Below are 12,914 nucleotides of genomic sequence, written 5' to 3' on the forward strand. Positions count from 1 at the left end.
TCAGCTTGCCACGCGTCCCCCGGCGACTTCACCGGATTTGGGACGCTCCGCGCCGAGCTCGGACCGACCGACGCCGAGTTCGAGGCGCCGGCCATGCTGGGCCGGGCGCACCCGCCGGAGGCCCGGCGGGCGAGGCGTGCGAACCGTGCCGAATTCGCGGCGGCGCGATCGGCAACTTCAACTGAATTACCGTTCGGCATCGTGACTGCGAGGGCGTCCGGGGTGACACTCGGCCCATGAAGACCCCCCGCTCACACAGGTACCGCACACTGCTCCTGGTGCCGCTGCTGGCCGCCGGCCTCGCCGGTCCCACCACAGCCCAGGCCGCCACCACCGGCACCGCCCCCACCGGCTCCGTCGCGGCAGCTCCCGCCGCGGCCCCGGTAGCGGCCCCGGTAGCGGCCATCCCGCCGATCTGCGAGACCGCGCTACCGCCCGAGGCCGGCGACACCGTCGCGCTCATCGACAAGGGCGGCCCCTACCCCTACCCCCAGGACGGCACCGTCTTCCAGAACCGCGAGGGTCTGCTCCCGGACGAGCAACAGGGCTTCTACCACGAGTACACCGTCAAGACCCCCGGCAGCTCGAACCGCGGCGCGCGCCGCATCATCACCTCGGGCGACCAGGGCCACGACGGCATGTACTGGACGTCCGACCACTACGCACACTTCTCCGACATCAACTTCACCTGCTGACCCGCTGACCCGCACGCCAGGGCCGTCCCGCCCGCCCGCACGGGCGCGGGACGGCCCTCCCCGGCGCGCTCCCCCGGCAGGCGGCCACCGGCCTCGGCCGACCGCCGGGCGCCATGGTCCCGGCGGTCAGCCGCCAGGCTGCTGGACGGCCAGTTCGGAGAGTTTCTTCTTGAAGTCGGGACGGGCCAGCGGGCGGGTGACGCCGACCCAGTCGGCCCGCTTGTACGGCTTGACGCCGATGTTGGGGGTACAGGTCGAGCAGCTCGCGACGATCATCTTGCCCTTGCCGATGACCATGCCGACGTGGCCGGGATTGTCGCTGGCGGTACCGGGCCCGGAGTTGAAGAAGACCAGGTCGCCCGGCTGCTCCTTGCCCTTGCCGACCTTCACCCCGAACGGCCACTGCTCGAACGTGGTGCGCGGGATGGACAGGCCCACGCTGCGGTAGGCGGCCTGGAGGATGCTGGAGCAGTCCCAGGCGTCCGGGCCGTTCGCGCCGAAGATGTAGCGCTTGCCCCGCTGGGCCAGCGCGAACGCGATGATCCGCTGGACCAGGCCGCCGGCGTTCGCGGGCAGGTCGTTGTCCTGGCACTCGACGCCCGCCGACTGGACGACCTTGAAGTCCCCGCCGACGTACTTCTTCGCCCAGTCCAGGACGAGGTTCACGTAGTCCGTGGAGTGGTTGTACTGGAAGATCGCGGTCCGCATCCGCTGCGGGGCGCCGTTGTGCTTGAGGTAGCGGGCGGCCGACGGGATCGCGTCATCGGGGTCGTAGCGGTCCTTGTGGCCGTCCTTGTCCCCGTCGACCGCGAACGCATCGAAGGTGGCGGCGAGGAACTGCATGGGGCCGCCCGCGCCGGCGTAGTTCTCGCCCTTGGCGACACCGGGGAGCTTGGAGGTGCCGTGGCCGGTCTCGACCTTGCCGATCCCGGCCAGCACGTTCCACGGGATGCCGTACTCCTGCCCCGCCTTCTTGTAGAGGTCGAGGTAGTTGGCCGGGATCGCCCTGGCGTCGGTCGCGGCGGCGGGTTGCGCGCCGGCCTTCGAGACGTCCACGCAGCCGCCGCCCACGCCGCCGCCGAACATGAACTGGCTCGCCCCGAACAGCACGGGGACGACCATGAGCGCCGCGAACAGCATGCCCGCCGCCCCCAGGGCCCCGGCTATCAGTACGCGGCGCCGGTTCATCCGGTGTCTCCGTCCTGTCCCGTGTCGGCCGGCTGGAAGGCGTAGACGCGGAGCGCAGAGCCGTCACGGGCCACCGTCACCGCGTACTGCCGGCTCTCCTGGCTCTTCTTGCCGTTCTTGGTGACGTCCTGCTTGCCGGTGACCAGGAAGATCACCGAGTTGTCCTCGATGTCGCGGACCCGGTCCAGCGTGGCGGTGCTGGAGGCGACCACCTGCTCCTGCCGCCGCGCGTCCTGGATGCCCGGCGCCGCCACGCCGCGCTCCAGCTCGCCGCGCAGCTGGTCGGTGACCAGGCCGGACAGCCGCCCGACATAGGCCGGCGGCGCCTCGTCGAACCGGTAGGTCCCGTACGCGGCGGTGAACCGCTGCGCCAGGTCGGCCGCCAACGCGAACTCCTGCTGGGAGAACGGCAGCAACCGGTAGATGTCGAACCCGCCGGCCGTCACGGCCGCCGAGATCCCCGGCGGCGGCGACGCCGGACCGGTCGGCCCGGCCGGCGTGACCACCGGCTTCGCGGCCCGGCGGCCGGACTCGTGGTCGGGGTTGGCGACGGTGAGGTAGATGCCGACGGCCGCGAGCACCACCACAAGTCCTCCGAAGACGATTTTGCGCTGGCGGTCGTTCAGGTTCATCACTCGTCCCGTTCCGGCTGGTCGACCGGACGCAACCAGAACGGGATCGGCGGGCCCTCACCCGAGCCGCGCTTGTCCCACAGCGGCGGAGGCTGCCGGTTCGCCGCGCCGCCACCGGAACCGGACGACCCGCTCGGGCCCGTTCGCGGCTTCGGCACGTTCGACGCCGGATCACGTCCGCCGCCCCTCGCCGGAGAACCACCGCCCGAACCGCCGTTGCCGCCGCCGGATCGGCCACGGCCGCGTTCAGTGCCCCCGGACGACCGGCCGCCGCCACCGAACCAGCCGCCACCGCCACCGGAGGCGCCACCGCCGGCGGCTCCGCCGCCTCCTCCGCCACCGGAGCCGGACGAGCCGCCGCTACCGCCTGAACCGTTGCCGCCACCGCCGCCATTACCGCTGTTGCCACCACGGCCCGTCCACGAGGTGGGGCGGCCGGAACCGCTGCCGGACGGCTTGCCGCCGTTCGCCCCCCGGCCCGATCCCGCGGCGCCGGGAGCCGCCGCACCCGTGCCACCGCCGCCACCCGAGCCTGAACCGGCCGCCGCCGAGCCCGAACCCGAGCCCGCCGATCCGCCGCTGGACCTGGCGGACGAGCCTGCACTGGCGTCGCTGAGGGCACCGGCGCGCGACGGCAGGTTGAGCGGCGGCGCGCCCTTGAGGGGACGTCCCTGCGCGGCTGCCGCACCGGCCGTGCGGGGCTTGGCGGCCAGCACCGGGGCCGTCTCCGGCGACGGCCCGTCGCCGGCACCGGCGCCCGTGCCGTTGCGCCGCTCGGCGGCCGTCCCGGACGCCGCCACACCGTCGGCGAGGGCGCCCGCCGCACCGGCCTCCGCCGCGGAGTCGCGCTTGCCCCAGCGTCCGAGCCGGGCACTGGCCGCGCCGGGCACCGCCGCGCCCGCGAGCGCCATGGTGTTCTTGCGCGCCTCCATGACCGACTTGTCGAGGTGCGCCTCGCTCTTCTCCCGCGACCCCACCGCCGAGTAGCCGACGGCGGAGAACAGATGCTGGAAGGGCTTGCGGTAGACGAACGCCGCGCCCGTGACCAGCGCGATGAGCAGGATCTGCAATCCCCAGGGCAGCGTCTCCCCGAGGATCAGCCCGTACGCCCACAGCAGCAGCGACAGCACGCCTATCAGCGCCGCCTGTTTCAGCAGCATCGACAGCAGCAGTTCCAGCCAGCGGATCGCGATCACCCGGCCGATGCCGGGATGGATCCCGATACCGAGGAAGACCGGCCCGGCGACCAGCAGCAGCAGGAAGGCGATCTTGACCACGATCAGCGCGATCGCGATCACCAGGATGAGCAGGCCCGCGACCAGCGCGGCGAAGAGGCCGCCGAACGCGACCGCGAGCCTGCTGGTCCAGTTCTTGCCCTGGAACAGCGGATAGACCCCGGCGTGGTCGTCCTTGATGCTCTTGGTGACCGACTTGTAGGCGTCGGCCTTCTTCGCCATGTCGGCCTTCTGCCCACCGTACGTCTCGGGCAGGTCGACCGCCTGCGACCACAGCAGCTTGTCGGCGTTGTCCTTGACCACCTTCGCATTGGGGTCGGTGGTGCCGAACTCGCCCATCAGCCACGGCTTGCAGACCAGCGCCACCCACAGCCCGTTGGCGTTGCGGGTGGTGGCGTCCATGTTCGGATTGGCCGTCGGGCTCTTCTGCCCCTCCGGCGGCGGGATGCACGTGCTGCCCTTGGTGTCGCTCTGCGGCAGCGCGGCATTGAACGCCGCGCTCGTCGCCTCCGACACCTTCGTCCCGAGCGTGGTGAAGTCCGCGGGGCGCGCCACCAGCCAGATCAGCGCGACCATGGCCGCGACCATCCAGATCACGCCCTCGGTGACCTTGCTCGCCCGCTTGCGGACCAGCCCCCACCACGCCAGCCACATCGCGCCGAGGATGACCACCCACGACCAGTAGCGGGCGTTGAACGTCTTGCCGATGCCGCTGATGACCCCGTCGACGGTGTTCTTCAGCCAGCTCAGCAGCGACTCCGACGCCGCCGCCTGGTAGACGCTGATCGTCGTGCGGTCGATCGCGCGGACGAGGGTGAAGGTGGTGTTGGCGAGGGCGTTGCCCATCATCGCCATCGCGTCCGAGCAGCCCATGTCGACCGCGTACCAGGTCTGGCCCGCGGTGCCGAACCGGTCGTAGTAGGTGAGGTCCTGGACCTCGGTGCGCTGGAGCTTGTGGTCCGGGTAGTCCGGCGGCTTGATCATGCCGTCGGCCCCCGACCCGTACTGCTCCGGCGCCGGACTGTCGGCGGGCCGGCAGGGATCACTGCCGAACGGCCCCGCCCCTGCCATCGGGGAGAGGCCGACCATGAACAACGCCAGTACGAGCGCGAGCAGCACCGAACGCCGCCCGGACGGCCGGTGGCGCCGGCGGCGCCGGCCTGAGCGGCCGGGGGGCTCGAGGCAGGCGGGATCGAGCCCTTCGCCGGGGGAGCGCTGGACGCGCATCGTCCGGTGGCGGGGACCTGTCATCGTCGGACCTCCTCGACCTCGGCCCCCGCGGTGGTGAGTTCGGACGACTCCGGACGGGACCGGGTCGGGTTGGTGTCCAGCCAGCGCTGGAGCTCCTCGGAGATCAGGTCGACGCCGATGCGGCCGGCGCGGCCGTCCAGGTCGCGGAAGATGCACTCCCCGTTGCCCAGGTTGCGCAGCACGGCCTTGTGCTCGTCCGACGCCTCCACCCCCAGAAGAGACATGACGTTCCCGACCTCGACCCGTTCGGAGGAGCGGAAGGAGAACACCGACGACAGGCAGTTGGTCACCTGCTCATTCAAGAGGTCCCCGGCGTTCTGTGACACCAGGATCAACGCAGTGTTGCGAGAACGCCCCATGCGCGAGACTTCCGGAATCAGTTTGGCGCCCTCGGGTGTCGATGTGATGGCCCACGCCTCGTCCAGGAAGATGGCCTTGGGGAGCCGCCGGTCCAGGCCGTGCATCAGCCGCCGCGCGAACTGCGACACCAGGTACATCAGCGCGACCGAGAGGCGCTGCTCGTAGGAGTAGTCCTCCCGCGAGATCGTCACGTCGGGCAGGGTGAGGCCGCCGAGGGTGAACACCGTCGTCCACCCGGCGGTGTCGATCCGGTCGCCGCCGGACGGGTCGAAGCAGAGCCGCGCGAGCCGCATCTCCGACATCGAGCGCAGCACCGCGCCGAGGTTCTTGGACGCGGGGTCGGCCGAGCCCTCCAGATGGTCCACCACCCGGCCGAGCGAGGGACGCTCGGCGTTGGCGACCGCGCCGACCGCCTGGATCATCGCCGACTCGCGCTCCTCCGACATCCGCGGCAGCAGCAGCCGCAGCGTCTCGGTCGCCATCGTCTTCTTGGCCGCGAGGTCGTCGCCGAACGAGAACGGGTCGAGCAGGCCCGGCGCCGCGGACCCGAGCGGCAGGATCCGCGCCTTGCGGCCCCGCGCCTTCAGCAGTTCGACCAGCGACTCGGCATCGCCCTTGGGGTCGATCGCGGCGATCGTGACACCGCGCAGCGCCATCTGGTAGATCAGCATCAGCGCGAGGGTGGTCTTGCCGCCGCCCGGCTCCCCGGTGATCGCGACGGCGGTCGGCCGGTTGCGGGCCGCGGCGACCAGCGGGTCGAAGTGCACGATGGAGCGGGCCCGGCCGAGGGTCTCGCCGATGTAGGGGCCGATCCAGCCCTCGCCGTTCTCGTCGGGGCGGTCGCCGAGGTCGACGGTCGCGACCGGCATGCCGCCCGCGATGGTGCGCAGCGGCTGCCGCTGCGCGTAGGCGTTGAGCCGGAGCCGGTCGCCCGGCAGCGACTCCAGGAACAGCGAGAACTGGTCGCCGGTCGAGTTGACCACGTCGATGCCGATGTCGCGGTAGTGCTCGACCACCGCGTCCACCCGCTGCGCCAGCAGGTCCTCGGTCGGCGCGGACACGATCAGCCGGTTCCAGCCGTACACGAACGGCAGCCGTTCCTTGGTGATGCCGTGCTCGAGCATCCGCGCCGCGTCGATCTGCTCGGCCAGCGCGATCGGCGCCTCGGCGCCCGCCTCCCGGATGTGCTGGTCCATGTCGCGGGCGTGCGCGAGCTTGCGCGAGACGTCCTTGGACGCCTTGGCCGGCGGGATCAGCTTCATCCGCGCGCTGATCTCCACCGGGAACGGCAGCGCGTCGGCGTAGTGGAACCACGGCTCGCCGTCGGGGAAGGCCATCATGTCGGGGAACCGGGCGAACGACAGGTACGCGACGTAGGACTGCGCGATCGCGCCCCGGCCCGCCCCGGTGAAGTTGGGCTGCTCCACCCGCAGGTACGAGCGGCCGTTGTGGATGGCGCCCTCGACGAGCGCCTCGATCTCGCCCTTGCCCCAGGTGCGGCGCGGCACCGCCGACGGCGGCGGGTCGGCGAGCGACCCCGTCACGGCGTGCTGGAACAGCCAGGCCACCTGGGTGGACGTGGCGTGCCTGGCGTACAGCGCGGACCCGCCGAGCGCGCGGCCGATCCGTTCGGCCTGGTCGGTCCAGCGCGAGATCTCCTTCTTGTCGATCGCGTCGTCCTCGACGCCGAGCGCCTTCTCGCTGCGCTTGTAGAAGGTCAGCAGCTGCGACAGGGCCCCGCCGGACAGCTGCGCGCCCATCCCGCGCGGGCCGAGCCGCACGCCGAGGTAGACCTCCTTGGTCCAGAAGTCCTTGGCCCAGACGTGCGCGTACGTCTCCTCCAGGTACTCGCGCCACCCGGCGCCGCCGTCGGAGGTCTTGTCCAGCGCGAGCGCCCAGTCGGCCGCCGGGTAGGTGCGGTGGGCGATCCGCAGGTGGATCTCGGCGTCCTGCATCCGGATGCCGGCCAGCGCGATCGTGATGTTGGTGGCGAGCGCCTCGCGCTCCTCACCGGTGGTGAACTCGTACGACACCGTCGGCAGCCGGAAGTAGGCCCAGGCGGAGTTGTCGGTGAGCAGCACGCGGTCGTCGAAGTAGCGCACGGCCAGGCGGCTGGACTTGCTCATGCCCGCCTCCCGGCCCCGGTCCGAGCCATGGGGTCTCCCGAAGCGCGAGTGCCGTCGTCGAACCGGTCAGGGGGGTCGTGAGGGAGGTCCCGGGCGCGGTGCCGGACGTCGCCGGCACCGCCGTCACGGGGGTCGTCGTCCTGGGGGTCGTGGGTCCCGCTCCGCGCGGCGCCGCGTGGACGCGTGGGGGCGCTCATCGGGTGGCCTCCTGCTCCTGCTGAAGCTCCTGGTAACGCTCGGGCACGACGGTGAACCCGCCGGCGACCACACCGGCGAGGGCAAGATAGGCACGCCGCGTCGGCGCGCGCAACGATCGCAGCTCATTGCGGGGCGCGCGGTCCATGCTGAGGTGATCGTCCCACGGGATCCGTACCAGCGCCCGGCACCGTCCCCGGGCGACGGCCTCGGCCTGCTCGACGTCGTCCATGCTGCGCCGGCTCACCCCGTTGATCACGGTGACGGCGCGGGACCGCAGCTCCTCGTAGCCGTGCCCGTCGAGCCACTCGAACGTCATCGCGACCGCGCGCGGCGCGTCCGAGCTGGCGGGCGCGACCAGCACGACCTGGTCGGCGTACGGCAGCACCCGCGCGACCACGGCCGCCGCCGCGTCCAGCAGCGTCACCGAGTAGAACCGGTCGATCGTGCGGATCGCCAGCGCGTAGTCGCGGTCGTCGAGCGCCTGGAGCGGGTTCTTGCCCGCCGCGATGACGTCGAGCCCGGACTTGGCCTGCGAGGTGTAGCGGCGCATCGCGGTCAGGCTGGTCACCTGGTCGGCGCGCGTGATGAGGCTCGTCAGCGTCTCGTTGGTCTCGCTGCGCGTCCGGCGGGCCAGCGCGCCCGGCCCCGGGTTGACGTCGATCGCCACGACCGGCTCGCCGTTGTGCTGCGCGAAGGTGTGGCCGAGCATCAGCCCGGTGACGGTCTGCCCCGCGCCGCCGGTGCAGCCGAGCACCACGACATGGCGGGTGCCCTGGAACGGCTGCTGCAACCGCAGCTGGTACTCGGCGTCGGCCTCGCCGTGCCCGCCGCCGACGGCCTGGATGAGCCGTCGCAGCCCCCCGCCGGTGACCTCGTGCTCGGGATCCGGCGGCGTGATCGCGGGTCCGGACGGCGGCGCCGCCGGGGGCGGCGGCAGCGGTCTCGGCCGGACGGGCGACGCGGGCCCCGACCGCACCTCGCGCGGTGGCGGCTGCTCTTCGGGGGCGAACTGCGGTGGCGGCTCGATCGGAATGCCCTCAGGCGGCAACCCTCCCTGCACCGGGCTGCCCTGCGGCGGGACGCTCTGAAGAGGAACACCTCGTGGAGGCGTCCCCTGCGGGGGCGCGCCCTGCTGCGGCGTGCCCTGCACGGGGGTGCCCCTGGGGGGCGTGCCCTGTGTCGGCGCGCCCCCGGACGGGGGGCCCTGCAACGGCGTGCCCCTGGGAGGCGTGCCGTGCGTTGGTGTGCCGTGCGTTGGTGTGCCCTGCGTTGGTGTGCCGCTGGGCGGGGTGCCCTGTGGTCGGGATCCCTGTGGTTGGGATCCCTGTGGCGGGGTGCCTTGCAGAGGAGTGCCCTGCGGAGGTGTGCCGGGTGCGGGGAACCGTCCCTGCCCCAGGGGCGCCGTCCTGCCGGGCTGTTGCGGCGTCGCTCCGGGCACGTCGCGGCGGGGCTCGGGGAGGGGCGGCCACACTGTGGCGTCTGTGGAAGCCGCGCGCGGGGGCTTGGAGAGCCCCTCGGACCACGGCTTGGGCGGATCCTTACGCACCGGCGGCTCAGCGGGCGGACCACTGCCCGCCCCTGCGGGCTTCCCAGCGGACGGACCGGCGACGGGCCGGTCGGCGTTGGGGCGCCCGGCGGGCTGTTGCTCGGCGGGCCGCCTTTCGGCGTCCTCGGGCCCCTTGCCCGTGGACGCCGCCGCGGGTGTGGGCGCGGGCGCGCCGAACGCACCGGGAACCATCGGGATATCGGGCCGGGTCGGTGGCGGCGGCCCGGGAAGTCCCGGGGTGGGCCGCTGCGGGCCCCTCACCGGCGCCTGAGGGACGTGCGAACGGGTCGCGGCGGGACGGGCCCTCTCGCGCTCCTTCGGGGCCTCTCGCTCACTCTCAGGCCGTCGCTGCTCGGGCGGAGCTCCCGCCCCCCGCGTCCCGGGACCGGACTTCTCGCCGACGGGCACCACGGGCTTCTGCTCGACCGGCTCGGCGGCGGGCTTCGGAACCTCGGCGGAAGGCGCCGCGGCGGCAGGACGGCGGGGTGCGCCCTCCTGCGCGGGCGGGCTCGGCTGCGGATACCCCACCTGCGGGACGGGGGCCTTGGGCTGCTGCTGCGGCGTCGCGGTTCTGGGATCGGCCTGCTGCGGGATGTCACGGCGGGTCGCCGGAGCGGGCGAAGACGCCGGCGTGGAGTTGGGCGAGGACGCGGGCCTGCGCACCGGAGTGGCGGCGGGCGCTTCCGGACGGTCCGGCTGAGTGGGCTGGTCGGCGGCCTGCCAGAACTCGGGTGCCGCACCGGGACGGCGCACGCCGGAGGCCAGCGCCCGCTTGCCGGACCCCTGCGCGGGTGCGGCGGGCTCTGGGACTCCCAGGGACGGAGGCGCTTCGAGCTGTGGCGTGGCCGGTGGGCGCTCGAGCTCTGCGGGCGACTGCTGCGCGGTCTCGAACCGGACGTCGTCCTCGTGGGAGATGTCGCGGTCGGTGCGCCGCCAAGGCTTCGTCGTACGCCCCGCAGGGGGTGCGCCTTCGACTGGGCCGGCGGCCGGGCCTGTGGCCGGACCGGCGACTCGGACGTCGTCCTCGGTGCCGAGAGTGCCGGGGGCGGCCTGAGGTAGGGCGGTGGCCTGGGGGGGGACGGTGGCCTGAGGCGGGACGGTTTGGCGGGAAGGCCCGGCGTACGCGGCCAGCGGTTCCTCACGCTGCGCCGCGTATTCGGCGAGCGGCTGCGGCGTGGCCGCGGCGGCGGGGGCGCCCGTCGACATGGCCGGGGCCAGGGCCGGGGCCTGGGGCGCGGGCGGCATCCGGACCGGCGGAGGGGCGAAGGCCGGGGACGTGGCCGGACCCGCGAGCGCGGCCGGGCCGGGAAGGGCGCCGGGGAGTGCGCCGGGACCGGGGACCAGGGACGCCGCGGTCGGGACGGCCGCCTGCTGCGGTACCGGCCGGGCCTTGCGGGCCTTCCTCGCCTTGCGCCCCGACTTGATCGCGGCGCGTTCGGGGGCGGCCACCGGAGCGGGGGCCTGGGGCCGCCGCCAGACGCGGGCGACGATCGTGACCTCGCGGGGTTCGCGGATCGGGGTGAGCCGGCACCAGGTGCGCGGCTCGGACAGGTAGCGGCTGTGCGAGAGCAGCAGCTCGGTCAGCCGCTTGCCCTCGATGACGGGCCGGGTCGCCAGCCAGGTCAGCACGCCGGGCGGGACGATGTAGAGCACGTGCCACGGCGATTCGAACGGAATGCCGACGATCTTCAGCAGCACGATCCAGGGCACGAACACGCCCGCGAACACGCCGATCTGCACCAGCGGCAGAGGCATCGGGAGCCGCAGGTCGTACAGCTTGTACAGCCGCTTCTCGATCCGCCAGATGTTCGTGTACGTGGGTAGATCCACGCCCCTACTCCCCTAACTGTGCACGCACAGTGCCGCCTGCCGGCCCCGCCTCGGGCCGTCCGACCTCGGTGACCGCCGCGCCGGGATCGGCCGGACCCCGGCGGAGCCGGGACCGCCTGACCCCTGACGCGGGCCCGGGGGTCGCCCCCCGGACGAACGGGTCAGGTGATGTCCACGCCCAGGGCCTTGGCTATCGCCCTCGCCGTGGTCTCGATGATGTTGGGTACGTAGAAGACCACTCCAATGCCGATCGCCAGGACGATGAATTGAACGAACCGCGTGATCTCGCGGGTGAACAGAAAAAAGATCGCCACGATCGAGACGATCACCAGGAACAGCGGACCGAAGATCTGACGCAGCCAGTCGGCGAGGTCGTCGGTCTTCAGTTCGTCGTTCGGTGCCGCCAGGACCTCATGCGGTATCGACGCCATAATGTGTTGCAGCATCGACGGACTACCTTCCTGGATCTGCGGGTGTTCGGGGGGCGGGTGCCCGCTGTGGTTTCACGTCGCGGCCTCTCATGACGCGCTCGGCTCCGTGCTGCCGCGAATATCTCTCACGTACCAGGTCGCACCCTTCTTGACCATCTCGAGCTGGTAGGTCTGGCCCAACTCGCCTCCGTTGCCCGCGGCGGCGCTGCCCGGGACCTGCCAGGCCACCGTGGCGGTGACCGTGCGCTCGCCCACGGCCCCCTTGGGGGCGATGACCTCGGAGACCTTGACGAAGGTCACCGAGTCGGCGAGACCGCCGATGGCGGTCCCGTCGGAGAAGCGTGACAGGACCGTCTGGTCGCCGTGGGCGTACGCCTGGAAGAAGGTACCGAGGAACGGCTGCAACTCCCCTTCGAGGGCGGTGTCGCGGTCGCGGACGCCGCCCTGGGGCAGCGCGGCCTTGGTCGGCGGTGGCAGCAGGGCGGGCCGGCCGGAGATGACCAGCGACCCGTTCTTGGCGTAGACGGGCACGGCCAGCCGGAACCACTTGTCGGCATTGCGGGCCAGCAGGGTGACGGTGGCGTTGTTCGCGTCGCGGGCGTCGACGCCGGCGACCTGGACCGACTGCATCTGCAACTGCCCGACGCGGTTCCAGCCGAACTGCTCGTCGGCGCCGTCGGGCAGGAAGCTGCGCAATTGCTCGGCGCGCGCGGGCGCGGATTTCTGGTCGTAATTGAGATAGACGTTCGCGAACTGCAGCGCGAACGCGCCGGCGGCGCTGCTGGGGAACTGCGCGGACTTGCCCGGTCTGGCCGGCCCGGACGGCGCCTTGTCGGCGGCGGTGAACCGCTCGAACGGGGCGCGGATCCCGTTGACCAGGATGACGAGGATCAGCGCCCAGAGGACGGCGCGGCCGACCCACACCCACCAGCGCCCGCCGGACCCTCCCCAGCGTCCGCCGCCGCCCTTGCCGCCGCCGGACCGGCCGCGGCGGCCGGTCTGCTCCGGCGGCTCCCACGGATCGACGGCGGAGCCGAGCGCGCGGCCCGGCGCCGGAGCCTCCTCGGCTACGGCGGTGCCACGGCCGTGTCCCACGGCCGACCTGCGAGCCATCATGCCTCCGCTCGCGCCTAGCCCCCGGTCGGCGCGGTCATCTGTGCCCGGTCGTGTGCTGGTGCGGTTCCTTTCTGAACCGACCTCGGCCCAGCGTAACCACGAGCGTCAATTCTTCCAGCGCATCGGGGCGAAGCACACCCCCGGCGCGCGGTTGTGGATAATGCAATCCACCTCAGCAGGAACGGGGAGGATTGCCAAACGGTGACGATCCCGTATCGGAGACTCCGAACGGCGCGCCTGACCCGGTTTCCGACAAGCACCCCGAACTCGGACGGTACTTGCCGACCAGGTGGCGGGTCGGACCGC

The 12,914-nt window shown here is 72.7% G+C and carries 8 protein-coding genes; 1 reads left to right on the forward strand and 7 read right to left on the reverse strand.

The features are described from left to right. Positions 1-236: 236 nt before the first annotated feature. Positions 237-695, forward strand: a complete 459-nt coding sequence (locus QP090_RS08650; RefSeq protein ID WP_285938021.1) for a guanyl-specific ribonuclease — start codon at positions 237-239, stop codon at positions 693-695. A gap of 126 nt (positions 696-821) precedes the next feature. Here the strand turns inward: QP090_RS08650 and QP090_RS08655 are convergent, their stop codons facing one another. The 7 genes from QP090_RS08655 to QP090_RS08685 all read right to left on the reverse strand — a co-directional run bounded on the left by QP090_RS08655 (position 822) and on the right by QP090_RS08685 (position 12,587). Then, on the reverse strand, positions 822-1,883 hold the full coding sequence (locus tag QP090_RS08655; protein ID WP_285938022.1) for a C40 family peptidase: 1,062 nt from the start codon (positions 1,881-1,883) through the stop codon (positions 822-824). After that, a complete protein-coding gene (locus tag QP090_RS08660; protein WP_285938023.1) occupies positions 1,880-2,515 on the reverse strand; it encodes a hypothetical protein in 636 nt (211 codons plus the stop codon). Before QP090_RS08660 ends, QP090_RS08655 begins: the two co-directional genes overlap by 4 nt. After that, entirely contained in the window at positions 2,515-5,001 is a 2,487-nt protein-coding gene (locus QP090_RS08665) for a type IV secretion system protein (protein WP_285938024.1), read from the reverse strand. Before QP090_RS08665 ends, QP090_RS08660 begins: the two co-directional genes overlap by 1 nt. Further along, the gene (locus tag QP090_RS08670) at positions 4,998-7,487 is read right to left on the reverse strand and encodes an ATP-binding protein (protein WP_285938025.1); all 2,490 of its coding nucleotides are present in this window, start codon (positions 7,485-7,487) and stop codon (positions 4,998-5,000) included. Before QP090_RS08670 ends, QP090_RS08665 begins: the two co-directional genes overlap by 4 nt. A 193-nt stretch (positions 7,488-7,680) precedes the next feature. Beyond that, entirely contained in the window at positions 7,681-11,061 is a 3,381-nt protein-coding gene (locus QP090_RS08675; protein ID WP_285938026.1) for a TcpE family conjugal transfer membrane protein, read from the reverse strand. A 161-nt stretch (positions 11,062-11,222) separates the two neighbouring features. Beyond that, positions 11,223-11,507, reverse strand: coding sequence for a hypothetical protein (locus tag QP090_RS08680; protein ID WP_432763019.1), 285 nt, complete (start codon positions 11,505-11,507; stop codon positions 11,223-11,225). Positions 11,508-11,579: 72 nt separating this feature from the next. After that, positions 11,580-12,587, reverse strand: a complete 1,008-nt coding sequence (locus QP090_RS08685; protein ID WP_285938027.1) for a conjugal transfer protein — start codon at positions 12,585-12,587, stop codon at positions 11,580-11,582. Between the last annotated feature and the right edge of the window lie 327 nt (positions 12,588-12,914).

This window comes from Actinomadura xylanilytica (assembly GCF_030283145.1).
GTDB classification, from domain to species: domain Bacteria; phylum Actinomycetota; class Actinomycetes; order Streptosporangiales; family Streptosporangiaceae; genus Spirillospora; species Spirillospora xylanilytica.